Here is a 24,837-nt window from a genome sequence, read left to right as displayed (position 1 = left end):
AAATAACAAAGACAACTTATTAAAAAATTCATTTTACTCATATTTACGTAGTAACAGCGCACTATTGATGAATTAGATATTTAACCGAGGTATTTGAAGTATGGAAAACTCAACAAATCAGTATCCAACATCTGCACCTGCACAAGTTCAATCTCATCAACCAGGCGATCAGGAAAAAATGCATCCTGAACCTGAGATTATAAAAAGCTCTCATAAAGGTAGCGATAAGTTAAAAGGTAAAGTTGCCGTTATTAGTGGTGGCGATAGCGGTATAGGCCGTTCTGTCGCAGTATTGTTTGCCCGTGAAGGTGCGGATATTGCCATCCTTTATCTTGAAGAAGATAAGGATGCCGAAATCACTAAACAACTTGTTGAAAGAGAAGGACAACATTGCCTTTTATTAAAAGGTGATATTTCTGACCCAGATGTTGCAAAACTCGATATTGATAAAGTTCTACAACATTATGGAAAAATTAATATTTTAGTGAATAATGCTGGCGTGCAATATCAACAAAAGGAAATTGAAAGTATTAGTAATGAGCAATTAGAAAAGACATTTAAAACTAATATTTTTCCAATGTTTTATCTTACTAAAGAAGCTATTCCATATATGGAAGAAGGCGACAGTATTATTAATACGACTAGTATTACCAGCTATCAAGGCCATGATGAGCTTATTGATTATGCAAGTACCAAAGGTGCGATTACGACTTTCACACGTAGCTTATCAAACAATTTAATGAAGCAGAAAAAAGGAATTCGGGTGAATGGTGTTGCACCAGGTCCGATCTGGACTCCATTAATCCCAAGCAGTTTCGATGCAGAAACGGTTAAGGAATTTGGTAAAGACACACCAATGGGAAGAATGGGACAACCTAGTGAAGTTGCACCTGCTTATCTTTTCCTTGCCTCAGATGATGCAAGTTATATTACAGGTCAGGTGATTCATGTAAACGGTGGTCAAATCGTAAATGGTTAATCCCTAAGATATAAAAAAGCCCTGAAAGATAAATCTTTCAGGGCTTTTTTGTTTATTAAGCTGGTACCTTAGCGGCTATTTGTTCTCGTGACCAAACACGATGAGCCATAATCAGTTTTTTGAATTTTTCAGCAATAGGCTGGAATTCATCTTCAACTAAAGTACCTTCATCAGCAACTAAACCTAGCGGTTCAAGCAAATCAGATTTATTACCTAAAAACGCAATTGGTTTTAAATGTTTATACGCTTCGAGTACATAGTGGCGCGCTACGCCATCTTGCAGAACGGCATTTAAGTTATCGCCATCAGGAATAATCACCGCATCATAAGCAATTGAAGGTTCAGCCATCTGCATGCCATCAGCCACAATAATGTTGTCTTTATGGTCTTTTACTGGAGCCAAGCTCGGCGCTAGTAAATGAACAACAGCACCTTCTTTAATCGCCCAATTTTTAATAGCTTCAAGTGTATCTGACTTCACAAGGTTATGAATAAGTACAGCAACTTTTCGGCCTTGAATATCTTGGGGCGGGAAAGCCAAGAAAGATAATTTAGCCGATTTTTCAACTGCGGTTTTCTTATAATCTAGAGTCAAATCAGGAACTTCAATTCCTAAATTAGCGCCTACTTGTCGAGCTAAGTCGAGATCAATATTTGCCAAAATTTGTTGAACTTGGCGTTCACGAATGTGTTTTCGTTGTACTTTACTTAATTCAAAAGTATAGGCATCGACCACATGCTTTTGCTCATGAGGCGCAAGGCTCTTGTAGTAAAGGCGCGGTTGTGAAAAATGATCGGAAAAGGTTTCACTTCTTTGACGAAGTTTGTGTCCACTAATTTGCTCAGGATAGCTTTCAAAACCACCATTTGAAGCAGCAGGTGGTGTTTCTGCTGGCCAATCATTATCAATTGAGTTTGGTTGATATGAAGCCTGCCCTTTATGAATAGTATGTTGGTGGATACCATCACGTTGATTGTTATGGAATGGGCATACTGGTTTATTGATCGGAATTTGGTGGAAGTTCGGTCCACCCAAACGACTTAACTGTGTATCGGTGTACGAAAATAGGCGTGCTTGTAAAAGTGGGTCATTTGTAAAATCAATTCCTGGCACGATGTGTCCCGGACAGAAAGCCACCTGCTCTGTTTCTGCAAAGAAATTATCTACATTTCTATTTAAAACAAATCGGCCGATTGGAGTCACTGGAACCAACTCTTCAGGAATAATTTTCGTTGGATCTAACAAATCGAAGTCAAAGTTCATTTCATCTTCTTCTTCGACAATTTGTACGCCCAATTCCCATTCAGGATAAACCCCATTCTCAATTGCTTCATACAGATCTCGACGATGGAAATCCGGGTCTTTACCTGCAAGTTTTTGAGCCTCATCCCACACTAAAGCACTTAAACCTTGTTTAGGGGTCCAGTGGAATTTCACAAAATGAGATTTTCCTTGGGCATTAATAAGACGGAATGTATGAACACCAAAGCCTTGAATTGAGCGTAGATTACGTGGAATAGCACGGTCTGACATTGCCCAAATTACTGCATGAGCTGACTCAGGTACTAAAGATACAAAATCCCAGAAAGTATCATGGGCAGTTGCTCCTGTTGGCATTTCTGTATCTGGTTCAGGTTTTACCGCATGAACGAAGTCTGGAAATTTAATACCATCTTGTACAAAAAATACTGGTGCATTATTGCCGACTAAATCGAAATTACCTTCTTGGGTATAAAATTTAATCGCAAAACCACGAATATCACGAACGGTATCAGCAGAGCCACGTGGTCCCTGCACTGTTGAGAAACGTACAAAAATTGGAGTTTGAATGCTTGGATCGGTTAAAAATCCCGCTTTTGTTAAGCGCTCATTTCCTTCATACGCTTGAAAGTAACCATGTGCACCTACACCACGCGCATGAACAATACGTTCGGGAATACGCTCATGGTCAAAATGAGTAATCTTCTCTCTTAAAATAAAGTCTTCTAATAGCGTCGAACCGCGAATACCTGCTCTTAAACTATTCTGGTTATCAGCAATTTTAACGCCTTGGTTTGTGGTTAATGCTTCATTGGTTGCATCATCTCTGACTGAGTCTAATTGTTCAGTTTTTTGGGTAGTATTGGCTTTATTTGCAGCGTCAGCACCAGCCATTTCACTTGTTTTATTTGTTGATTTAACATTATCAGTCATGTTCATTACCTATGTTTTTAAAGTTAAACGTGGGGTGAATTAAAAAACTTCAAGAGTTAGTTTTGTTAAAGGAACTTAAATATGGAAAAAGGAGTTCGACGTATTTACGTGTGCTCCAAAGTCCAATGCTTTTATGATGTGAATCTGGGGCCAAAAACGGAGTCAGCTTGCATATTTTTATAGCAAGATCATGTGATTTCTGAACACGCTCTTGTAGTGCATCCAGTTCGCCATCGGAAATATAGCTAAAGAGATAATCTTGAATACGCTGGCTATTCTTTAATTCCCTGCTATAGGCCAAGAAGTTAGAAGAATGATCACTACCAGCAATCCAATCATGAATAATTTGACGTTCTACAGGGTTAAATACCCCAAACATTTTTCCATTTTCTTCATTAATCATTCGCCAGAACACACTCTGTTCAGGGTCGGTATTAAATTTAATCCACTTGTGATCAATGAGATGTGTAACTAGCCCGTTAACGTCTTCTGGATTTGATAACCATTGGTTAATCGTTTTACATCCAAACTGTCTAGTTTCGTTATGAATGAGCTGACCCACGAGCGCTTTTCTTTTTAAAATTTTAAGGACTAAATCTTCAAGATTTAAATTTTTAATAATTTTTGAAGACGAAACACCATGGCCATTAAGCGCAAAACCGCGCTTCAATTTATTAAAGAAAAGTTCTTTATCTCTGTATTTATCGTAAATATTTTCTATAACTTTAATTGCTTTATCTGCATGCCCGTTATCAATGTTATCGATAGTGATGTGCAAATTAAAATATTTAGAATCAATACCCAGTTCAGCAAGTTCATAATTGCTAATGAGTAGATGCAGTGGCAGTTGCTCATAACCTAAATTAAAGCCGACAATTTCAGGAATGAACTCTGGTGGAGCATAACCAAGCGCCAGCTGAATCACGGCATTATGATAATATTCATCTTCTAATAGCAGATCAAAACTATCGAGTCCCAGACTACGTAGCAAGTCATCATAGATACAGACATGGTTTGCTTTCGGCTCACCTAACCCCAGCTCTTCCAAATAAGTAATAATGAGGTCATGAAAAACCGGATCATTCCAGTAGTGAACTGAACTATATAGCCATGCACCATCTACTTTTTTAGTTGGGGAAACCTTAATTAAAAATTCGAATGCCTGACCAACATTCTTAAAATATTCTCTCTCACCCCCATTTTGTCTACGGTTTAGGTAAGCCTGAAATAATTCACAGTTCTCTTTATTATCGTTTTCACACCATTGTTTAACCGTATTTATAGTTGCAGGAAAATCAATTTCCTTCTGATCTATTTTATCAATTTCTTTATTAAGAAAATCTCTTGCTTTCTTTTCTTTTTCAAAACTAGAAATATCAGGATCAAGGAAAAAAACAAATAATTCGTAATAGTTTTGTTGATTATCTTGTAATAAGTCTAATAATCTTTCTTTCACTACAACAGGCATTTCTATTCTCCTTTAGTGAGATATAAATTACCATACTTCAGCTAAACTATAATCCCAGCCTATCTTTGTTATATTACGTTATTAAGAAATAACCTATAATTTTAAAAGCGTTAAATTTCAATTAGATAAAAAATAACACAAAATTACATTCTCACCTTTAGAATTATTTAAACATCTGTTTTTATAAAAAATATATAAATAATAAATTTTAATTACATTTAAGTTACTTTAAAAATCATAAAGTTTAAAAACTTAACAAAAATAAATTAAAAATAATCTTATAACTAAATTAAAAAGAGTTTTAAGGAGAAAACCAATGTTTAATTCATGTTGCAAATTACTCGCACAAGAAAAAATTAAAATTGCACTTTTTGAAAGTGCTTCTGCGGGCTATTTAGCTTATCGCTTCTCTTTAAGTCCCTATTCAGGTGATATTCTTATTGGAAGCTTAGTCAGCTATGACTTACGTGTCAAAGAAAATACACTTCATATCTCACCTGAACTCATTGAAAAATATACACCTGAATCGATGCAAGTCACTGTGGAGATGATCAAAAAAGGCAAAGAACTCCTACATGCCGATCTTTATATTGCCTGCACAGGCCTCTTAAAAAAAGGAGGTTCTGAGACTAAAGAAAAACCTGTAGGCACCTTTTTTTATTCTATTTATTATAAAAATAATTTTTATAACTTTAGACGGCTATTTAAAGGACCAGCATGCCTTAAAATTAGACAACTTATTTATTGCATTTCTAAAGATATAGAATACATAATATTAGATAATAAAAAATAAATTCATTTTAATAAAAGATAACATATACACATTTAGAAATGACCATTGCATTTATTTAACACCACTTTACTCAAATGTAATTTTGTCTATCTTCATATTAATTATGTTTACTGATAAAAGTTACATTTTATAGAAATCAAGGTTTTATTTATTTTTCAGAGTTACAGTTAAATATAGGGTAACACCCCAAGGCTACACATTAAAAAATTTCATGTTTTAATAAAACTATCTGAAGCTCTCAGATAAAACACACATCATAAATGATATGAGGTAATTAAAGATGAGCACTACTAATAATCAAAGCAATCAACGCGATAATCAACAGCAACAACAACAGCAAAATGACAACCGCAACAATCAGCAACAGCCAAACGGCAATCAACAGCAACAAAACAATCAGCAACAACAGCAAAATGACAATCGCCGCCAACAACAAGGCTCGAATCAAAAAGATTCAGGCCAACAAAACTCAAATAACAATAATCAGCAACGCTAATCCGATGCTGACTTAAATGTCATTTGATGCGGTCATTCATTTTATTTAGGAAGGTGCCCCCCACCTTCCTAAATTTACCATAAGCATAAAATTAAATAATAGATGAGGAAAAACTGATGACAGATCAAAATAGCGATCACGCACGACTGCCAGCCGGCGACCATAATTATTCTGACACTTATTGGCGCGAAAGTTACCTTACTCGTCCTTATTATCAAGAAGCTCAGCTTACTACTCCCGATCTCGATTATGACCGAGACTTTTCGACAGCCTATGAATTAGGTCATCGTGCACGTGCTGAATCGGAACAAGGCACTCAGTTTGAAGATGTCGAAGGCGGTTTGGAACAAAAATGGGAAGAACTCAAAGCTGAATCTCGCTTAAAATGGGAACATGCTAAACAAGCAATTAAAGATGCATGGAATGGAAGATAAGTTATTTATATAACATTCTCTTTTGGTCCAAAACTAAGAGCCTATTTCCGATTGGCCCTCGTAAATAGGCTTTTTTATATGCAACTATTTAACTTTCTTTTTTCTTAAAATATTCAATAATTTCTTCTCCATTATTGACTGGTTTTACTGGAGACGAATGTATTTCTTCATCGGCGTAGTCAGGTAAAGCAACTTTAGTCTGAATTGGCGGTAATTTTTCTTGTCCGCCTGTAGTAATTCTTTCAATAAAACCTGCAAGCCACAGCACAAATTCTTGTGTATTTTTACTCTTTGGAATAAGGCTTAAATCCAATTTAATTTTAGATTCCTGTAAGGGTTTAATCAGTAAGTCAGCAAAATCAATGTAATTGTATAAAAGCTTAAGCTTTGTCCCCTTAAGCTCATGTCTGAGTTCAATCATCAAATTGTTAAGGTCCTCCATAGGCTCATCTGTAAAGCCTTTTTTCTCTTTAACATTTTGATAGATTTTCTCAGCTATTCTTAAGTACTGGGGCATATCCTTACCTTTATAAAACTCTCATCATTAAAATGAATTTTGGATGAATATAAGTAATTTATTGTGTTTATTTTATTAATTTTTTGAAACTATAATTTAATAGCGAAACAATTCAGCAACAACAAATTATTCAAAAGATAACATCAATCTAATTCATTGATTAATTTTATCTTTTTATATAATTATCTTTTTTATTGTGTTACATATTTTATAGAAAATAACGATAAGAAAACTCACGTAAAAGTGAGTTTTCTTAGATCAAATAATTATAAGTTTTTATTCATTTGTTGGGGAACGGTTGGATCATTAGAGCCATGTGTTCCATCATCATCTGTTGAATTTCGATCTTGGCAAGCACTCATACCCATCGCGATTGCAAATACCATACTCACTGCACAAAAAATTCTTAACATTGAGATCACCCTGATTAATCTTAAGATGTAAGCTTACGAATAACATTATCTTCTGTTGACCTACCGCAGTGGTTCTCTTAACTTTTGTAGATTATGCAAGCTTTTGTAAAAATCAAAATTAAATAAATGATCAAAAAATATCATTCTTGCAATTGATATTTTAATTAAATTTTGGCATTAGCTAATTAATTCAGATTGTCATATTCATGAAAGTAAAATTATTCATCCTTTCCGAGTTCGTATTTTATTAAGTCAATGATTGCAAACAATATATAAATTAACAATTAATAAATATTTGATATATAAACATTAAAACTCAATTATTAAGATTAGGTATAATAATTAATCAATCGCTTAAATTCCCAATAATCAGTTATTTTATTAATAAAAATTTAAAAATATTAATATTTGTTTATATAAACCAATCTTTTATTTTTGCAATTGACCCGCTTTAATGCTCAGCTTATGATGCTCCGGCTGACCTATTTTGTCAGTCGGTTTTAGCAGACCGTCTACCTAAGTGCACTAAAAACACGTTTTTTGGTGTGGAGCCCCTCGTGCCTTTGACGGAGGAACGGGAGTGGGACACCTTCGGGTGTGCTGGTTTCTTAGGTATCAGTCTGCTAACCCTCTTTCGTTTCACCACCATAATTAATAGCAGTGATTGGGCGTAACTTCTTTTATCAAGGAGTCTCTAATGACTATTATTTTATATCATTTTATTTTTCTTAAAATTTATTATCTTATCGTTCAGCTTAAAACACTTTTAAAGAATTCCTACCATCTTTTTACCTATCCAAACTTTTATCTTTATACGGAAAAAATCTCAAGATTTAACGCCAATTAAAGATTAGAACATCTCTATACCAAATCGAACGATAACAACAACCAACTAAGAGCAATTATGATGTTTTTTTTATATCGTATTGTTTTAATGAGCATCCTATTAATAAGTTCTATAAGTTTACTAGGTTGCAGATCTATCAGTAAAAATGAATTTAACAGACATTGTGTTTGGGCAGGACGCGCACTTTCACAATGTAATTGTATTTATAACTCTTTAGAAGAACATTATTCGCCACAATTTGTAGAAAACTTACCTAAAGTAAGCTTACAAAATATTGATGCGGATATGCACTTTGTGGAAACGATGAATGAAACCATGCACCAATGTCAGTTAAGTGCCAGAAAAAACTTAATTAACTAATCTTTGCTTGCTCTACCAAGAAATCTAAAAATGCCCTTACGCGTTTAGGGACATATTTGTCATGTCCTATCCAAACAGCATGAAATTCTTCAGAAGCATTGATATTCCAATCTTCAAGAATTTTAATCAATAGTTTCTGCTCTAGCGCTTTTCGAACTTGGAATTCATTAAGCTGTGCAACACCAAGACCTGTAAGTGCTAACTGTAAGATTGCTTCTCCATGATTTACTCTCAGAACTTTAGTAGGTGCAAGCGTGATTTCTTGCTCGTCTTTTTTAAAGAACCATGTTTTATTCTGGCGCTGATAACTTACATATAAAAGCTGATGTTCATCAAGCTCTTCTGGGTGCTGCGGACAACCATACTTTTCAATATATGCAGGTGAACAGACGTAATGTTTCTGCGTACTTCCGAGTGAACGAGCAACTAAATTTGAGCTTTTTAAAGGCCCTGTACGAATTGCAACATCAATCCGTTGCTCAACTAAATTAATGACTTCATCACTCAAATGAGCCTCTAATTCAATTTGTGGATAGCACTCGTTAAATCGAGAAATACAAGGCAATAAAAAATGCGTCCAATATGAAAGACTGGTATGAATTCTAATTCGCCCTTGCGGCATGTGATTTGCAGTAACTGATTGCTCTAGTTCATCTAAGTTATTGAGTATATGAATGCCTTGCTCATAAAACTGACATCCTTCACTGGTAAGCTGAAACTGGCGTGTTGAACGGTTAAGCAATCTAACGCCAAGTCTTTTTTCCAACCGAGAAATTAACTTACTGACCGCAGACGGCGTCATGTCACAAGCTCTTGCAACGGCAGAAAAACTCCCAAGCTCGACCACTCGAATAAAAATTGCCAACTCGCCAGACCGATTAATATCAAAATATGACATAACAAAAGCCATTTATGAATTTCATTCACAAATCTTATTCCGCTTATGTCGCTATAACAAGCCAGCAATTTGTTTCAAGATAACTTTAATTCGTTTTAAAGAGTTCACGAGATGAAACTTTATCAACCTGCCCTATTCTCTCTCGTTTTATTTACGAGCTTTGCACAAGCAGAAGTACCAAAGAGCGCATGGATTACCACTTGGGCAGCGAGCCCCCAAAAAGTCTGGAATAAAGATTTCGTTTTCCCGACCAATATTCCCGATCAAATATCTAATCAGACCATTAAACAAATCAGTCAAATTAGTTTAGGTGGTGAAGCTGTTAGGCTCGTTTTTACAAATCAATATGGGGATCAACCGTTATCTATTGATAAAACAACCGTGGGAATATTCAAAGGACAAAGTCTAAAAGCTAAGAGTGCTTATCCTGTTTATTTTTCTGGGAAACTTAAAGCACAAATTTTACCTGGCAAACAACTGATTAGTGATCCAATTCAACTACCTGTTCCCGATCATGCGCAGTTAATGGTAAATACCTTTATTCAAAAACCCACTACATTTAAAACTTTTCATTGGGATGCGAAACAAACCAGTTGGATTATTGCTGGCAATCAGACCACGAACTTAAATACGCCCAGCAGTGCCAAAACAACAACTGCACGGTTATTATTATCGGCTATTGAAATAAAACCGAAGCATAAAGCACATGTTGTTGCAGTCATTGGAGACTCAATTACCGACGGCGCAACTGCAACTCTAGATGCAAATACGAGATGGACTGACTTTTTAGCAAAGCGCTTATCTGCACATCACGTGGCAGTCATTAATAGTGGAATTTCAGGGAATCGGTTACTTACAGACGGTATGGGCGAGAGTGCTTTAAAACGTTTAAACAGTGAAGTGTTTCAATACTCAGGTGTTAAAACTTTAATTATTTTAGTTGGTATTAATGATATTTCATGGCCCGGTACAGCTTTTGCACCTAAACAACGAATACCGTCGTTTGAAACCTTAACTGAAGGTTATAAACGTGTTGTAGATAAAGCTCATGAGCAAGGTATTCAAGTGATTGGGGCGACGTTACTTCCCTTTTCAGGTGCTTTACCCAATACACCTTTAGATAATTATTATCAGCCTAACAAAGATGAATTACGCCAGCGCATTAATCACTGGATCAGAACCAGTAAAACATTTGACGGGGTTCTTGATCTTGAAGAAGGCTTAAAAGATTCAAAACATTCTGATCGATTAAATCCAATTTATGATTCGGGTGATCATTTACATCCTAATGATCGCGGTAATCAACAAATGGCAAATCTAGTTGATTTAAACCAGCTAGTTAATCAATAAAACGTCCAAATACGGATAGGAATTCGTTTCCTACCCGTATCCATATTGATTAATTCCCCTCTAACTCGGCGGTAAGTTTTGGTGTAATCGGCTGTTTTTCAGCTGCATAACGTCTTAAAACCATAACAGCGAAAAGCGCCAAAATTGCAGGGATTGCGATCATCACAAAATTCATTTTATGTGGCAATTCTAAACCCAATAACAAGCCCGTTAAGATTGGACCAACAATTGCCCCAATACGACCAACACCAGAAGCACAGCCAATCCCAGTAGAGCGCACACTCAATGGATAATATTGTGCAACGTAGCTATAAAGCAGAATTGAGGTCCCAATCGTTGCAGCACCTGCAACAGTAACCAAACCATATAAAACATAGGCTGGAGACTTAAAGCCTAAACCGATTAATGCTAAAACACCCGCCAGTAGCATTCCCATAATTACCGGTTTTAAATGGAATTTATCAGACAAAATACCACCGCCAATTGAACCGATCATTGCACCAACATTTAGGGCAAGCAAGAATAAAATACTTTTGCCCAATGAATACCCTGCTGCCAGCATGAGTTTTGGTAACCAGCTACTTAAAGCATACACCATGAGTAAGCACATGAAGAACACGAGCCAGAACATGAGTGTATTAAATGCGCGGCCTTGTTGAAATAATCCTTTTACAGAACTGCCTGTTGGAACATTATCTTCATTAAGCACTAATTGCGTATGTGTTGTTAGTGTTTGTTCAGGTGAAATTTTTTGAATAATTTTATGTGCCTGTTCAGTTTTACCTGTTTTAACTAAAAAAGTTAATGATTCAGGTAAAAACTTCCAAATGACAGGTAATAAAAATAATGGAATACCGGCAATTAAAAACATAATTTGCCATCCCTGACTTTCAACCAAATAACTACCAATTAAGGCTGAAAGAATTCCCCCAATCGCATAACCACTAAACATGGTCCCCACCAGAGTACTACGTATACGTTTAGGTGCGTATTCCGAGGTTAAAGCAACTAAATTTGGCATAACCCCACCAATGCCTAGTCCCGCCAAGAACCGAAGTATCCCAAACTCAAGTGGGCTTGATGCAAAAGCACCTAAAAAGGTGAAACCACTAAAAAAAGTCACACAGATTAAAATTACTTTTTTACGGCCTATTTTGTCTGCCAATGTTCCAAAGAACATTGCCCCAAACATCATTCCACATAGTGCCGTACTTGCTAACATCCCCGCTTGTACAGCTGTTAACGACCACTCTTGCATTAGCAAAGGCAGTACAACGCCATAAATCACCAGATCATAACCATCAAAAACAATAATTAATAAGCACCAAAGCAAAATGCTCCAGTGAAAAGGGGTAAATCGGGCCTGATCAATAACTTCATTTACATTTAATTTAGATGTTGTCATTTACTCACCTCCTCTGTGAGATAAATTCATATTTAATTTTTTAAAACGACATATTGCACCCTAAAGAAAAAACAGATTATTCAAGGTCTTGTTGAATAAATTAAAAGTCATAACTCGCCATCATATTGAAGCGGTTATCAATCCCGTTACGGCCATCAAAAGTTTCTCGTTCGCCATAAACATATTCGACGCCCAAGGTAATTGGTTTGTATGGGTTATAAAGTGCATTCACCCAGCCCTGCCAAAGCTCTTTATTTTGGGTGGTGCTATTACGTTGTAATTCGGCAAAACGGTTATCATCTTTGGCTTTCATATAGCCATAAGCTAAGGTTGAACGAATTTGTGGCGTAAATTGATGAGTAATACCGAAAGAAACGGTATCAAATTCATTGCTATGCATATTATTTTGATCATCTATCGCATAGCCGCTATTACTCCATAGCAAGAAACGCCCATCTCCTTTGACATGGTAATAATCGGCTTTGAGTAAGGTATCAGGGGTAATTTGATATTTACCTCCGAAGCCCACACCCCAAGCGACTTTCTCATCATTATTAGTTCTTTTTTCGGCAACTAAACTACGGGCAGATAACATCGAACCATTGGCAAATTTATGATTTAAGCGTCCTACCAAAGCTGGTAAGCGCATTTTATTATCTGGGTCAGTTGTTGCAGTATATTTCGGGTCTTCAACCGATATTGCAAAACTCGTATTGGCAGTTAAGTTATCGCTATAGCGTACAAGCGGTGATCTTAATAATGCACTGCCTACAAATGTGCCAGCATCAATCGTTTCCGGATAATATTCAGGTGCGATAAATGTTGACCACGTTTGACCAATAAGCCATTTATCAAACGTTAAATAAGCATGGCGTATCCGAAACTGATCACGAGTAGCTGCCCCAAAGAAATCCATTTCCAGTTTCCCGCCCACATCACCCGCGGCCGTCGGGGTTTTAAAATTCAATCCGAAACGTGTCACATTAACAGTACTGTGTAATTGGTCTTTTTGAGCAGATTCTTCTGGCGTATTTTCGAGTGGAACACCGCTAATATTGTTATACATGGTAGATGCGCCCTTCATTTGATAAGAAGCATCTGCCCGTATATATCCATATAAGTTAAATTCTGCGCCAGACTTAGTTAACACTTGTTTTGTAGGCTGAGCAGCTTGGGGCGTTGCAGTAGTTGCTAGCTCCACTCTTTGTTGCGATAAAGATTTTTGAGCTTGTATATTTGCTTGTAGCATAGCCCGTAGTTCTTTTACTTCTTGGCGAAGTTGTTCTATTTCAGGATCTGTTTGACCTGCAAAAGCACAAGACACAAACAGGGTCACAGAAACTGCCAATAGGCTTTTTTGAACCGTTGTATTTAAAGCATTTATCATAAAACTTTCCTTTTTTGATCTTTAATTAGACTTAAAGATCTCGACATCCTTTTTGTTATATACCTATCTAAAACAGGCTCTTAAACATCAGACTTTCTTCCTCTAGAAAGTCGTGCATCATATTTTTTAGACAAAACCTCCCTTAAGCAGCATTGAGGCCACTTTTTAATGTGTTATAGGTAAAGCTAGTTCTTCTAATTTTTTTCGTTTTTTATATTCTCATCCTCATTGAGAATATTTAGGTATTAAGACAACATTTCTTTGTTTCTACTGACATTATTTTTTTGCAATAAAACCCTGATACGTCAAAATTTGCGTATACGGCTGTACGCTCTCAAAACCAGTCTTTTGCAAAAGTTTGATATATCCTTCAGTGGTTAAGCTAAAAAAGTCTTGTGCCATACGCTCTAACATTTTCTGACATTGCTCTTCCGTTAAACCTTGAGCCAAGCATAAATAACGTAGTGCTTGAAGCTGCTGTGGGTTTACACACGTCATTAAATCGTAAGTAAGTAAAACCGCTTTTTCCTTTAAGCGATCATAAATATCTTTAAAAAAAACAGGTTTTATCTCATCTGCAATAAAATGAGCCACGAGAATAGAAAGTGCAGCATCAAAGCAATTTTCCAGAGGCAAAGCCGAAGTTTCACCATGTACAAAGGTAACTTGTGAAGATTTATCTAAAAGTTCAACCTGTTCCTGAGCTTTTTGCAGCATGGTCAAAGATGGATCAACTGCTGTAAATTTCCAGTTCGGATGTCGTTTAAGTAAATATTCGAGTTCATAACCCGTACCACAGCCTACAATTAAAATATGAGCATTAGGTTTCAACACTGATTGCAAAATGGCATCCACCTGTTGATGGATCACTTCATAACCTGGAATTAATTTACGAATATGTTCGTCATATCCTTCGACTACTTTTGGGTTATTAAAGTCTTTTGCCATTTTGCTTATCCTCTATTTAAACTGCCTTTCAACTTATAGTTTGCTGCACTTTGAATGGGCTTACGACTTCTTTAGTCAAAAACATTTCCAGTTAAATTAAGTTCAGCTCGCATAATTTCCTGCAATTTAAACTTTTGCGCTTTGCCTGAAGCAGTCATTGGAAACTCATTAAAGAATCGGACATAACGCGGTACTTTATTATGAGAAATGTGCTCTTTGCAGAATTGGCGAATACTGTCTTCATCAATTTGATGATGGTCATGCAAAATAATACAAGCACAAAGTTCTTCGCCATATCTGGCATCTGGTAAGCCAATGACTTGTACATCGCTTACATCTGGATGGGTATATAAAAAGTCTTCAATTTCTTTTGGAAAAAGATTCTCCCCACCACGAATCACCACATCTTTAATACGGCCTTTAATTTTAATAAAACCGTCTTGGTCCATTTCGGCAATATCACCCGTATGCATCCAGCCAGCTGAATCAATGACCTCTTTGGTCTTTTCTTCTTCGCCCCAATAGCCAGCCATCACTGAATAACCGCGAACACATAGCTCACCTAAAGTGCCTTGCGGAACAATCTGCCCTTCTAAGTCGACAATTTTAATTTCAACATGCGGATGAACATGCCCAACCGTGCTTACTCGTTTATCAATCGAATCATTTACCGAACTTTGTACACTTACTGGTGAGGTTTCAGTCATACCATAACAAATGGTGATTTCAGACATATGCATTCGGTCTATGACACGTTGCATAATTTCACGTGGACAAGGACTACCTGCCATAATTCCTGTTCTTAAGCTCGACAGGTCAAATTCATTAAACTGTTCATGTTCTAAAGTGGCAATAAACATGGTCGGCACGCCATAAGCTGCCGTACAACGTTCTTGATGAATCGCTTTTAAAGTTTCTAAAGGATTAAATACCGCCGATGGATAGACCATGGTTGAACCATGTGTCACACATGCCAGATTCCCCATGACCATGCCGAAACAATGAAACAACGGCACAGAAATACAAACTTTATCTTGAGGGGTTAAACGAATGCCTTCCCCCACGAAATAACCGTTATTTAAAATATTATGATGGGTCAACATGGTCCCTTTAGGGTTACCTGTTGTACCTGAAGTAAATTGGATATTAATGGTTTCATCAAACTGATGTTGCTTCGCTAATTGTTTTAATTGTTCTAGCTGTTCTGATGTTGGTGTGGTGACTAAATCACTAAAACGATAAATACCCGTATGCTGTTGGTCATCGATTTTAATGACAAATTTTAAATGTGGCAGTCGCGCTGAACTGAGCACTTTATCTGGACTATTAGGTAATTCAGGGGCAATTTTTGTCAGTAATTCTTGGTAATCAGTGGTTTTGAATTGAGAAGCAATAATCAATCCTTTGCATGAGACTTTATTCAACACATATTCAAGTTCATGGCTTTTATAAGCTGTATTTAGATTGACTAAAATAATCCCTGCTTTAAAAGCTGCAAATTGGGTTACCGTCCATTCCACACAGTTAGGTGACCAGATGGCTAATCGATCTCCTTTTTTTAATCCCAATTTTAAAAGGCTACACGCAAACGCGTTTACTTCATCCTGCAAAGCTTTATAGGTTAATCGTCTGTTTTGATGGAAACTGACGATGGCTTCCTTTTCAGCATATTGCCGACAGGCCTGATCGAATTGTTCACCAATGGTCATACCCAATAAGGGCTGCGTGCTTGGTCCCGAGGCGTAGCTTAACCGTTCTTGTTGCATTGAATCATTCTCCTTGATTCTTTTAATTCTCTTCTTACCTGATCTAATTGTTGTTACTGCAACTACTTTTCCAAACCGCCTACTTTGTAATGTTTATCCTTTATATGCCCTATTTCTTCTGCACAGCATCTACACAAAAGTCAGCAATCTGTTTTGAAAAATAGTCTTTGTGCGCATGATCAAACTTTGTATTTTGAGCTGGGTCTAGGGGTTCCACCACCACATAAGTCATGGCACCGACAACACAAAGTGCTGCTGTGTTTAAATCATCCAAGACAAACTCACCACTTGCATTTCCATCCGCAAGTATTTTTTTAATACTTTGTTTAATCAATTGCTTCACACGAAAACGCTCATGTTCAACCGTTGAATCGACGGGTTCAAACATGAGTGAATATGCAAGCTGAGGACTATTCAGTGCCCGTTTTACAAAAGTTGCCACCGCCTTGTGTAATTTCTGCTTTGCCGATAACTCACTTTCGGTAATCGAATCAATCACCAATAGTTCTGTATTAATAGCCTCGGACAAAACCTCAATAAGCACTTGGCTCTTATTATCAAAGTAGCGATAAACCAGTCCACTAGATACACCCGCTTGCTCTGCAATTGTTTGTATTTGTGCGTCTTTAAATCCTCCCTCTGAAATTATTTTTCTGGCTGAATTCAAAATCGATTTACGATTTTGCTCCATCCGCTCTTGCATTAAAGATGATCGTTTATAGCTCATAATTTATTCTCTAACAAATAAAATGAATTGTAAATCATTTTATGAATCTGTATTCACTTTTTCAAAAAATCATTGTATGTTACTTATCAAATACCCACAAAATATTTTATGGACAACAAATATAACCAATAGGATGAAAATATCATGAACCTACGCAGCTTGAATTTCGGTCTAGATGAAACTTTAATTGCGCTTCAAGATTCGGTAGCCGCTTTTTGTGCAAAGGAAATTGCACCAATTGCCCAACAAGTTGATCAAGACAACAAATTCCCTGCACATCTCTGGAAAAAATTCGGAGATATGGGCCTTTTAGGCATGACGGTTTCTGAAGAATATGGCGGTGCCAATATGGGTTACTTAGCTCATATTATTGCTATGCAAGAAATTTCTCGTGCTTCGGCAGCCATTGGTTTGTCTTACGGTGCTCATTCTAATTTATGTGTAAACCAAATTAACCGTAACGGTAACGAGCAGCAAAAACAAAAGTATTTACCAAAATTGATTTCCGGTGAATATGTGGGTGCCCTTGCGATGTCTGAACCGAATGCGGGTTCTGATGTCGTTAGCATGAAATTACGTGCTGAACAAAAAGGTGATCACTTCGTTTTAAATGGTTCAAAAATGTGGATCACTAACGGCGGTGATGCAGATGTACTCGTGGTTTACGCTAAAACTGATCCACAAGCTGGCGCGAAAGGCATGACCGCTTTCTTAATTGAAAAAGGCATGAAAGGCTTTAGTCACGGTAACCATTTAGACAAACTCGGTATGCGTGGCTCTAACACTTACCCGCTGTTCTTTGACAATGTAGAAGTACCTGCTGAAAACATACTCGGTGGTGTTGGTAACGGCACAAAAGTACTGATGAGTGGTTTGGACTATGAACGTGCAGTTTTAAGTGCCGGACCTTTAGGCATTATGGATGCTTGTTTAGATGTGGTAATTCCATACTTACACCAACGTGAACAGTTTGGACAAGCTTTAGGTGAATTCCAACTTATGCAAGGCAAACTTGCCGATATGTATTCAACTTGGTTGGCATGTAAAGCTCTTGTTTATGCTGTTGGTGCTGCATGTGATAAAGCTGACCATGACCGCAGCCTACGTAAAGATGCTGCAAGTGCCATTTTATATGCTGCCGAAAAAGCAACATGGATGGCTGGTGAAGCAATCCAAACTTTAGGCGGTAATGGTTATATCAATGAATTCCCTGCTGGGCGTTTATGGCGCGATGCAAAACTTTATGAAATTGGTGCCGGAACTTCTGAAATTCGCCGCATGCTGATCGGCCGCGAACTCTTCAATGAAACCAAATAATAATTATAAATAAGGACGCATCTTATGAACCAATTACAAAGCAAGATTAATGTTCGAAGTGAAGACTTCAAAACAAACCAGCAAGCCATGCAAACATTGGTCACAGATCTAAAACAAGTTGCACAGCATATTGCTTTAGGCGGCGGTGAAAATGCCCGTCAAAAACATTTGGCTCGAGGTAAACTTTTACCTCGTGAACGTATTGATCAACTGATTGATGTCGGTACGGCATTTTTAGAAATTGGTCAGTTGGCAGCATACAACGTTTATGAAGATGATGTTCCTGCCGCGGGCGTAATTGCGGGTATTGGTCAAGTCAACGGCATCACTTGTATGATCGTTGCCAACGATGCAACAGTAAAAGGTGGAACATACTACCCACTTACGGTTAAAAAGCATTTACGCGCACAAGAAATTGCCGAACAAAATCACTTGCCTTGTATTTATTTGGTGGACTCAGGCGGTGCCTATTTACCAATGCAAGATGAGGTTTTCCCAGACCGAGATCATTTCGGGCGTATTTTCTATAATCAAGCACGCATGTCGAGTCTAGGTATTGCCCAAATCGCTGTGGTAATGGGAAGCTGTACCGCAGGTGGTGCTTATGTTCCAGCCATGTCTGATGAAACCATTATTGTCCGTAATCAAGGTACGATTTTCTTAGGTGGCCCTCCTCTAGTAAAAGCTGCAACTGGCGAAGTGGTGAGTAGTGAAGACTTAGGAGGTGGTGATGTTCACACACGTCTTTCGGGTGTAGCAGACCATTTAGCTGAAAATGATGAACATGCGATTGCGATTGCACGAAACATTGTCGCTAACCTTAATAAAAAGCCAAATGAGTTAAATAAACAAGTTGATGAACCATTGTTTGATGCATCAGAACTCTATGGTGTAGTGCCAAGTGATGCACGTAAGCCTTTCGATGTACGTGAAGTGATTGCCCGTATTGTAGATGGCTCACGTTTTGATGAGTTTAAAGCACGTTTTGGTTCAACACTGATTACCGGTTTCGCTTCACTCTATGGCATGCCAGTCGGCATTATTGCCAATAACGGAATTTTATTTTCTGAGTCTGCACAAAAAGGTGCACACTTTATTGAGCTATGCACACAGCGCAATATTCCATTGTTATTCCTACAAAACATTACGGGCTTTATGGTTGGTCGCCAGTATGAAAATGAAGGAATTGCAAAAAACGGCGCTAAATTGGTGATGGCTGTTGCCACCGCAAATGTACCAAAACTCACCTTGATTATTGGTGGTTCGTTTGGTGCAGGTAACTACGGTATGTGTGGCCGTGCTTATTCACCACGCTTTTTATGGACTTGGCCGAACTCTCGTATTTCAGTGATGGGCGGCGAACAAGCCGCAAGCGTACTCTCAACTTTGAAACGTGATCAGATTGAGCAAAAAGGTGCCGAGTGGTCAGCTCAACAAGAAGACGAATTTAAACAACCAATCCGTGAGCAATACGAGCGCCAAGGCCATCCGTATTATGCTTCTGCACGTCTTTGGGATGACGGTGTAATCGACCCAGCGCAAACTCGCCAAGTACTTGGCTTAAGCCTTGCAGCTGCTATGAACGCTCCAATCCAGCCAACCAAATTTGGCGTGTTCCGCATGTAAGAGGTGTATATGAGCTATCAATTTTTACAACTCGAACAACAAGGTCAGGTTGCCTATGTTTGGCTGAACCGCCCTGAATTGCACAATGCATTCAACACCACAGTCATTGAAGAGCTGCATGCTTGCTTTAAACAAATCCATACACGTGATGATATACGTGTGGTCGTTCTAGCGGGTCGCGGCAAAAGCTTTTCGGCAGGTGCCGACCTCAACTGGATGAAGCAGGCAGGTCAGGCATCTTCAGCAGAAAATGAAGCAGATGCATTAAAACTTGCACAAATGTTAGATGCACTTGCAACACTTAAGCAACCGACCATTGCCCGAGTGCATGGCATTGCCTTTGGGGGCGGTATGGGTTTAGCGTCAGCGTGTGATATTTGCATTGCCAGCACTGATGCCAAGTTTGCAACATCTGAGGTTCGTTTAGGGCTTGCTCCATCTACCATTAGTCCTTATGTAATTCGTGCAATTGGTGCAAGACAAGCTTCTCGTTACTTCTTAACTGCCGAGCGAATTTCAGCACGTGAAGCCAAACACATTGGCTTGGCACATGAAGTTGCAGATGCTGAAGACTTAGATAAAAAAGTTCAAGAAATTGTTGATGCTCTATTACTCGGTGGTCCGCATGCTCAAGCGGCATCAAAACAACTCATTCAAATGGTGAGCAACCAGACCATGAGCAATGACTTGCTGCAGCAGACAGCACATCATATTGCTCAAGTTCGTCAAGGCAGCGAGGCAAAAGAAGGTCTGAGTGCCTTTTTAAATAAACAACAGCCTGCTTGGGTTTCTAACTCGAATAACAACAATTAAGGACGATCATCATGTTTGAAAAGATTTTAATTGCGAACCGTGGCGAGATTGCGTGCCGTGTGATTCGTACAGCTAAAAAATTAGGGATTGCAACGGTTGCTGTTTACTCAGATGCAGATGCAAATGCACAACATGTCAAACTTGCCGATGAAGCGGTTTATATTGGTCAGTCCCCTGCAACGCAAAGTTATTTACAAGCCGACCGCATTATTCAAGCAGCGATTGATACAGGCAGCCAAGCAATTCACCCGGGCTACGGTTTCCTTTCTGAAAATGACCAGTTTGCACTCGCTTGCCAACAACACAACATTTGCTTTATTGGCCCGCCAGTCGATGCCATTTTAGCTATGGGTTTAAAAGCAACCTCTAAAGCTTTAATGGAAAAAGCAGGCGTCCCTTTAACACCGGGTTATCACGGAACCAACCAAGATGCCGACTTTTTAAAACAACAGGCAGACCAAATTGGCTATCCAGTTTTAATCAAAGCTAGTGCTGGCGGTGGCGGTAAAGGCATGAGCTTGGTTGAACGTAGTGAAGATTTTCTACATGCATTAGCTTCTTGTAAGCGCGAAGCTAAATCGAGCTTTGGTAATGATGATGTCTTAATTGAACGTTATGTGATTCAACCACGTCACATCGAAGTACAAGTGTTTGGTGATACACACGGTAACTATGTGCACTTGTTTGAGCGCGACTGCTCTGTGCAACGTCGCCACCAAAAAGTATTAGAAGAAGCCCCTGCTCCACAAATGCCAAGCGAGAAGCTTGATGCGATGCGTCAGGCGGCAATTGATGCTGCACGTGCAGTAGACTATGTCGGTGCCGGTACGGTCGAGTTTATTGTGGAACAAGACGGTACGGCGTATTTCATGGAAATGAATACCCGCTTACAAGTTGAGCACCCAGTGACTGAAATGATTACCGGTGAAGACTTGGTTGAATGGCAACTTCGTGTAGCTTATGGCGAACCGTTACCTAAACTACAAAACGAATTACAAATTCACGGGCATGCGCTCGAAGCACGTATTTACGCCGAAGAACCAGAAAAAGGCTTTTTACCTGCCATTGGTAAAATTGACTATCTACACTACCCAACTCAAAACCAATATGTACGTGTAGACAGCGGTATTGTTGAAGGCGATGAAATCACAACCTATTACGACCCGATGATAGCTAAACTGATCGTATGGGGTAAAAACCGTGAAGCTGCACTCATTCAAATGCAACATGCGTTAAGCCAATTCCATGTCGATGGCTTAGGCAATAACATTGCCTTTCTTGAAAAGATTGTTCGCAGCGACTCGTTCAAACAAGCCAAACTTGATACCAACCTGATTCAACGCGAACAAAACTTCTTGTTTAGTCCCGAAGATATCAAGCCAGAACTTGTGGTGGCAGCAGCATTTATTGAGTTTCTAAGTAAACTTAATAACAACAGCTCAAGCCAAAAACAGCTTTGGCAGGCTCAACCACTTTGGCGCTTAAATATTGCCTATCAGCACAGCATTAAACTGAATTATTTAAACCAAAATATCCAAATCAAATTTGCTTCAAGTGAACAAGGCTTCACCGCAGAATATAACGGACAAAGCTACCCTATTTCTGGTCAATTAATTGATGTGCATACTGCCTCTGTTCAAATTGGTGGTACTAAGCAAAAGCTATCTTTTAACCAAAGTCAGCAAGGCATTACATTATTCCAAAATGGGCAAAGCTATAAATTTGCTTATATTCGTCAAGATTTTAATCAAGCAGATAACCAAGCCGATGAAGGTCACCTGAAAGCCCCAATGCCGGGTGTAGTCACGCAAGTGCTGGTGAGTGCAAATCATAGCGTTAAGAAAGACGATATTTTAATGACGCTTGAAGCAATGAAAATGGAATACACCATCCGTGCCCCTAAAGACGGCGTGATTGTGGACTCCTATTTCCAAGTTGGTGATCAGGTTAAAGCTGGCGATGAGCTTGTAGAATTTCAGCCCGCTCAGGAGGAAGTTGCATGAGTGAGTTTGTCAAAATTGTGGAGGTCGGTCCGAGAGATGGCCTCCAAAACGAAAAGCAGGCTTTAACCGTCGAACAACGCTTAAACTTTATTAATGACTTGATAAATGCGGGCCTAAAATCAATTGAAGTGGGTTCATGCGTTTCGGCAAAATGGGTGCCGCAAATGGCTCAAAGTGACGAGCTATTTAAGCTGTTACCGCAGACCACAGATGTGCAATTTAGTCTGCTTACTCCAAATATCAAAGGTTTTGAAACTGCTCAAGCCGTAGGATGCAAAGAGGTTGCAGTTTTTACCGCAGCTTCTGAAAGCTTTACCCGTAAAAATATTAATTGCTCTATTGATGAAAGCTTTGAAAAATTTAGCGATGTCATGACCGCAGCGAAAGCACATAACATACGTGTGCGCGGCTATGTCTCTTGTATTGTCGATTGCCCTTATGAAGGTGCAATTGCTCCCGAGCAAGTGGTGAGAGTTGTTAAACGACTCTATGACATGGGGTGCTATGAAGTATCTTTAGGTGAAACTATTGGCACAGCAACACCAGATCGCGTTCAAAAGGTTTGGCAGGCCTGTCTTGCGGAACTCGACAGCAAGGTTTTGGCAGGACATTTCCATAACACCTATGGTATGGCGATTGCCAATATTTATCAGTCTTTACAGCAAGGTATTCGTGTTTTTGACTCGTCTCTTGCAGGACTTGGCGGTTGCCCTTATGCCAAAGGAGCCTCAGGTAATGTATCGACCGAAGATTTGTTTTATTTGCTGTCACACATGGGCTTTGAAACTGGCATTGACTTAGAAAAACTGATGCAAGCCAGCCAAAATATTAGCAATGTTTTAAACCGAAAAAGCTTGTCGAATTATGCAAATGCGTATTGGCAAACCAAGTGTGCATAGTCATAAATTAAAATAATTCAGCATCTGGTATAAGGCTTAATATTAGGCCGAGTACCAGATTATCACGTCTAATCTTTATCTCATTCTGTTCAGGAATTGGGACTGCATCTCTCATACAATTTTTTTAAAATTTATCATTTATCTGTGTATTAAATGCCTCTCTCAACAGAAGCATTCTCTACCCTATTTTTATTCTAATCCGTATTATTCTTCATCCTTTTTCAATTGTAATCCTTAAGAAATTTATCTCATTATTTATAAAAATAAGATGCATCCATTTCAATTCTTGGGGAAATATATTCTTCCACCCAATCTAACCATGCACGTGTTTTGGCATCAATAAAATGGCGTGAAGGCAATAAGGTATAAACCCCGATATCGGGCGAACGCCACTCTGGCAAGATATGACATAATCTTCCATTCTGAACTGCATCTAAAGCCGAAAACATCGGCAATAATGCCACGCCCATATCTTGTTGCACGACATCTAACAATAACTCAGGATTATCTGCAATGAGTTGCCCGCCAGTATCAATTTGGTAAGACTCACCCTTTGCATTTAATAAGTGCCAATCTGGTGTAATAGATGGGTTTACTAAGCGTAAACAGGCATGGTTTTTTAAGTCTTCTGGGGACTTCGGCACACCATGTTTTTCGAGATAAGCAGGTGAAGCACATAAAACAGAAAAGATGGTGCCAATTCTACGTGCAACAAACCGAGAGTCAGTTAATGATTCAGTTAGATACAGACTGACATCCACCCCTTTTGCCAACAAGTCTGGAACATATTGTGATGTCGTATATTCCACAGTTAATTCGGGATAATGCTTACAAAATTCGGCCATCACTGGAAAAACATAATGATGCCCAAAGCTTCCCATGCTTAATACACGTAAACGTCCTTTGGGTTTAGATGCCGTTCCTGTTACTTCTGATTCTGCTTCATCTACCATTGAAATGACTTGGCGACAGCGCTCCGCATAAGTCGCACCAATATCGGTCAGTGCCTGCTGGCGCGTTGAGCGTTGTATTAATTTTGTACCTAAGCGTGTTTCTAGCTCGCTGATAAGACGTGAAACCTGTGCTGTGGTCAGATCCATCTGCTCAGCTGCTGCTGTGAAACTCCCGCTATCAATCACTTTCAGGAATGCATGCATTGCATGCAATAGTCCACCATCGAGATTTTTGCGCATAACG

22 protein-coding genes are annotated in these 24,837 nt (G+C 38.5%); 11 read left to right on the top strand and 11 right to left on the bottom strand.

Features of this window, described 5'->3' with window-relative positions; translation table 11 throughout:
* Window positions 1-100: 100 nt before the first annotated feature.
* Window positions 101-979, top strand: a complete 879-nt coding sequence (locus I7H67_RS09340) for an SDR family oxidoreductase (RefSeq protein ID WP_198307674.1) — start codon at window positions 101-103, stop codon at window positions 977-979.
* Window positions 980-1,034: 55 nt separating this feature from the next.
* Here the strand turns inward: I7H67_RS09340 and katE are convergent, their stop codons facing one another.
* Together katE and I7H67_RS09330 are read right to left on the bottom strand one after the other, a co-directional pair.
* Window positions 1,035-3,179, bottom strand: coding sequence for a catalase HPII (gene katE / locus I7H67_RS09335; RefSeq protein ID WP_198307673.1), 2,145 nt, complete (start codon window positions 3,177-3,179; stop codon window positions 1,035-1,037).
* A gap of 43 nt (window positions 3,180-3,222) precedes the next feature.
* On the bottom strand, window positions 3,223-4,641 hold the full coding sequence (locus I7H67_RS09330) for an iron-containing redox enzyme family protein (RefSeq protein ID WP_198307672.1): 1,419 nt from the start codon (window positions 4,639-4,641) through the stop codon (window positions 3,223-3,225).
* Between the two features lie 316 nt (window positions 4,642-4,957).
* Between I7H67_RS09330 and I7H67_RS09325 the strand changes: the two genes are divergently transcribed.
* From I7H67_RS09325 to I7H67_RS09315, 3 genes are all read left to right on the top strand, one after another.
* Window positions 4,958-5,434 (top strand): CinA family protein, encoded by a 477-nt coding sequence (locus tag I7H67_RS09325; protein ID WP_013198215.1) that lies wholly within the window; start codon window positions 4,958-4,960, stop codon window positions 5,432-5,434.
* A gap of 280 nt (window positions 5,435-5,714) precedes the next feature.
* Window positions 5,715-5,930 carry a hypothetical protein gene (locus I7H67_RS09320; RefSeq protein ID WP_005304252.1) on the top strand — a complete coding sequence of 72 codons (216 nt, stop codon included), beginning with the start codon at window positions 5,715-5,717 and terminating at the stop codon, window positions 5,928-5,930.
* Between the two features lie 116 nt (window positions 5,931-6,046).
* Window positions 6,047-6,364 carry a hypothetical protein gene (locus I7H67_RS09315; protein WP_004793048.1) on the top strand — a complete coding sequence of 106 codons (318 nt, stop codon included), beginning with the start codon at window positions 6,047-6,049 and terminating at the stop codon, window positions 6,362-6,364.
* A gap of 88 nt (window positions 6,365-6,452) precedes the next feature.
* Here the strand turns inward: I7H67_RS09315 and I7H67_RS09310 are convergent, their stop codons facing one another.
* Window positions 6,453-6,881 carry a hypothetical protein gene (locus I7H67_RS09310; protein ID WP_192836770.1) on the bottom strand — a complete coding sequence of 143 codons (429 nt, stop codon included), beginning with the start codon at window positions 6,879-6,881 and terminating at the stop codon, window positions 6,453-6,455.
* 266 nt (window positions 6,882-7,147) lie between these two features.
* Entirely contained in the window at window positions 7,148-7,294 is a 147-nt protein-coding gene (locus tag I7H67_RS09305) for a hypothetical protein (RefSeq protein WP_198307671.1), read from the bottom strand.
* A gap of 904 nt (window positions 7,295-8,198) precedes the next feature.
* On the opposite strand from I7H67_RS09305, the gene I7H67_RS19670 reads away from it, so the two are divergent.
* Window positions 8,199-8,501 (top strand): hypothetical protein, encoded by a 303-nt coding sequence (locus I7H67_RS19670; protein ID WP_005304244.1) that lies wholly within the window; start codon window positions 8,199-8,201, stop codon window positions 8,499-8,501.
* Here the strand turns inward: I7H67_RS19670 and I7H67_RS09300 are convergent.
* Window positions 8,494-9,399, bottom strand: a complete 906-nt coding sequence (locus I7H67_RS09300; RefSeq protein ID WP_198307670.1) for a LysR family transcriptional regulator — start codon at window positions 9,397-9,399, stop codon at window positions 8,494-8,496. The two genes, I7H67_RS19670 and I7H67_RS09300, sit on opposite strands and share 8 nt — an antisense overlap.
* A gap of 111 nt (window positions 9,400-9,510) precedes the next feature.
* Here I7H67_RS09300 and I7H67_RS09295 point away from each other — a divergent pair, with 111 nt between their 5' ends.
* The gene (locus I7H67_RS09295) at window positions 9,511-10,749 is read left to right on the top strand and encodes an SGNH/GDSL hydrolase family protein (protein WP_198307669.1); all 1,239 of its coding nucleotides are present in this window, start codon (window positions 9,511-9,513) and stop codon (window positions 10,747-10,749) included.
* Between the two features lie 49 nt (window positions 10,750-10,798).
* On the opposite strand, the gene I7H67_RS09290 is transcribed toward I7H67_RS09295, so the two are convergent.
* The 5 genes from I7H67_RS09290 to I7H67_RS09270 all read right to left on the bottom strand — a co-directional run bounded on the left by I7H67_RS09290 (window position 10,799) and on the right by I7H67_RS09270 (window position 16,982).
* Window positions 10,799-12,154 (bottom strand): MFS transporter, encoded by a 1,356-nt coding sequence (locus tag I7H67_RS09290; protein ID WP_198307668.1) that lies wholly within the window; start codon window positions 12,152-12,154, stop codon window positions 10,799-10,801.
* A 100-nt stretch (window positions 12,155-12,254) separates the two neighbouring features.
* A complete protein-coding gene (locus I7H67_RS09285) occupies window positions 12,255-13,538 on the bottom strand; it encodes a DcaP family trimeric outer membrane transporter (RefSeq protein WP_198307717.1) in 1,284 nt (427 codons plus the stop codon).
* Between the two features lie 279 nt (window positions 13,539-13,817).
* On the bottom strand, window positions 13,818-14,489 hold the full coding sequence (locus I7H67_RS09280) for a class I SAM-dependent methyltransferase (protein WP_151768454.1): 672 nt from the start codon (window positions 14,487-14,489) through the stop codon (window positions 13,818-13,820).
* 71 nt (window positions 14,490-14,560) lie between these two features.
* Window positions 14,561-16,255, bottom strand: a complete 1,695-nt coding sequence (locus tag I7H67_RS09275; RefSeq protein ID WP_151826545.1) for an AMP-binding protein — start codon at window positions 16,253-16,255, stop codon at window positions 14,561-14,563.
* Between the two features lie 109 nt (window positions 16,256-16,364).
* Entirely contained in the window at window positions 16,365-16,982 is a 618-nt protein-coding gene (locus I7H67_RS09270) for a TetR/AcrR family transcriptional regulator (protein WP_004793061.1), read from the bottom strand.
* A gap of 144 nt (window positions 16,983-17,126) precedes the next feature.
* Between I7H67_RS09270 and I7H67_RS09265 the strand changes: the two genes are divergently transcribed.
* The 5 genes from I7H67_RS09265 to I7H67_RS09245 are packed head-to-tail and all read left to right on the top strand — an operon-like array spanning window position 17,127 to window position 23,640.
* Window positions 17,127-18,299 carry an isovaleryl-CoA dehydrogenase gene (locus I7H67_RS09265; protein ID WP_198307667.1) on the top strand — a complete coding sequence of 391 codons (1,173 nt, stop codon included), beginning with the start codon at window positions 17,127-17,129 and terminating at the stop codon, window positions 18,297-18,299.
* A gap of 24 nt (window positions 18,300-18,323) precedes the next feature.
* Window positions 18,324-19,925, top strand: a complete 1,602-nt coding sequence (locus I7H67_RS09260; RefSeq protein ID WP_151987766.1) for a carboxyl transferase domain-containing protein — start codon at window positions 18,324-18,326, stop codon at window positions 19,923-19,925.
* Between the two features lie 9 nt (window positions 19,926-19,934).
* Entirely contained in the window at window positions 19,935-20,738 is an 804-nt protein-coding gene (locus tag I7H67_RS09255; protein ID WP_005304216.1) for an enoyl-CoA hydratase/isomerase family protein, read from the top strand.
* Window positions 20,739-20,749: 11 nt separating this feature from the next.
* A complete protein-coding gene (locus I7H67_RS09250) occupies window positions 20,750-22,741 on the top strand; it encodes an acetyl/propionyl/methylcrotonyl-CoA carboxylase subunit alpha (RefSeq protein ID WP_198307666.1) in 1,992 nt (663 codons plus the stop codon).
* Window positions 22,738-23,640, top strand: a complete 903-nt coding sequence (locus I7H67_RS09245; protein WP_198307665.1) for a hydroxymethylglutaryl-CoA lyase — start codon at window positions 22,738-22,740, stop codon at window positions 23,638-23,640. The genes I7H67_RS09250 and I7H67_RS09245 overlap by 4 nt, the downstream gene beginning before the upstream one ends.
* 251 nt (window positions 23,641-23,891) lie before the next feature.
* Here I7H67_RS09245 and I7H67_RS09240 read toward each other — a convergent pair whose 3' ends face one another.
* On the bottom strand, window positions 23,892-24,833 hold the full coding sequence (locus tag I7H67_RS09240; protein ID WP_005304208.1) for a LysR family transcriptional regulator: 942 nt from the start codon (window positions 24,831-24,833) through the stop codon (window positions 23,892-23,894).
* Window positions 24,834-24,837: the final 4 nt, after the last annotated feature.

Source organism: Acinetobacter sp. ACIN00229 (assembly GCF_016106645.1).
Taxonomy (GTDB): Bacteria; Pseudomonadota; Gammaproteobacteria; order Pseudomonadales; family Moraxellaceae; genus Acinetobacter; species Acinetobacter oleivorans.
This window is presented reverse-complemented; position numbering and strand designations above follow the sequence as displayed.

Bases quoted from the DNA above. Each gene is read 5' to 3' on its own strand.
- I7H67_RS09315 (WP_004793048.1), top strand. From the start codon at position 6,047: ATGACAGATCAAAATAGCGATCACGCACGACTGCCAGCCGGCGACCAT.
- I7H67_RS09270 (WP_004793061.1), bottom strand. From the start codon at position 16,982: ATGAGCTATAAACGATCATCTTTAATGCAAGAGCGGATGGAGCAAAAT.
- I7H67_RS09300 (WP_198307670.1), bottom strand. From the start codon at position 9,399: ATGTCATATTTTGATATTAATCGGTCTGGCGAGTTGGCAATTTTTATT.
- I7H67_RS09255 (WP_005304216.1), top strand. From the start codon at position 19,935: ATGAGCTATCAATTTTTACAACTCGAACAACAAGGTCAGGTTGCCTAT.
- I7H67_RS09330 (WP_198307672.1), bottom strand. From the start codon at position 4,641: ATGCCTGTTGTAGTGAAAGAAAGATTATTAGACTTATTACAAGATAAT.
- I7H67_RS09340 (WP_198307674.1), top strand. From the start codon at position 101: ATGGAAAACTCAACAAATCAGTATCCAACATCTGCACCTGCACAAGTT.
- I7H67_RS09280 (WP_151768454.1), bottom strand. From the start codon at position 14,489: ATGGCAAAAGACTTTAATAACCCAAAAGTAGTCGAAGGATATGACGAA.
- I7H67_RS19670 (WP_005304244.1), top strand. From the start codon at position 8,199: ATGATGTTTTTTTTATATCGTATTGTTTTAATGAGCATCCTATTAATA.
- I7H67_RS09320 (WP_005304252.1), top strand. From the start codon at position 5,715: ATGAGCACTACTAATAATCAAAGCAATCAACGCGATAATCAACAGCAA.
- I7H67_RS09325 (WP_013198215.1), top strand. From the start codon at position 4,958: ATGTTTAATTCATGTTGCAAATTACTCGCACAAGAAAAAATTAAAATT.
- I7H67_RS09265 (WP_198307667.1), top strand. From the start codon at position 17,127: ATGAACCTACGCAGCTTGAATTTCGGTCTAGATGAAACTTTAATTGCG.
- I7H67_RS09240 (WP_005304208.1), bottom strand. From the start codon at position 24,833: ATGCGCAAAAATCTCGATGGTGGACTATTGCATGCAATGCATGCATTC.
- I7H67_RS09250 (WP_198307666.1), top strand. From the start codon at position 20,750: ATGTTTGAAAAGATTTTAATTGCGAACCGTGGCGAGATTGCGTGCCGT.
- I7H67_RS09310 (WP_192836770.1), bottom strand. From the start codon at position 6,881: ATGCCCCAGTACTTAAGAATAGCTGAGAAAATCTATCAAAATGTTAAA.
- I7H67_RS09290 (WP_198307668.1), bottom strand. From the start codon at position 12,154: ATGACAACATCTAAATTAAATGTAAATGAAGTTATTGATCAGGCCCGA.
- I7H67_RS09275 (WP_151826545.1), bottom strand. From the start codon at position 16,255: ATGCAACAAGAACGGTTAAGCTACGCCTCGGGACCAAGCACGCAGCCC.
- I7H67_RS09260 (WP_151987766.1), top strand. From the start codon at position 18,324: ATGAACCAATTACAAAGCAAGATTAATGTTCGAAGTGAAGACTTCAAA.
- I7H67_RS09305 (WP_198307671.1), bottom strand. From the start codon at position 7,294: ATGTTAAGAATTTTTTGTGCAGTGAGTATGGTATTTGCAATCGCGATG.
- katE (WP_198307673.1), bottom strand. From the start codon at position 3,179: ATGAACATGACTGATAATGTTAAATCAACAAATAAAACAAGTGAAATG.
- I7H67_RS09245 (WP_198307665.1), top strand. From the start codon at position 22,738: ATGAGTGAGTTTGTCAAAATTGTGGAGGTCGGTCCGAGAGATGGCCTC.
- I7H67_RS09295 (WP_198307669.1), top strand. From the start codon at position 9,511: ATGAAACTTTATCAACCTGCCCTATTCTCTCTCGTTTTATTTACGAGC.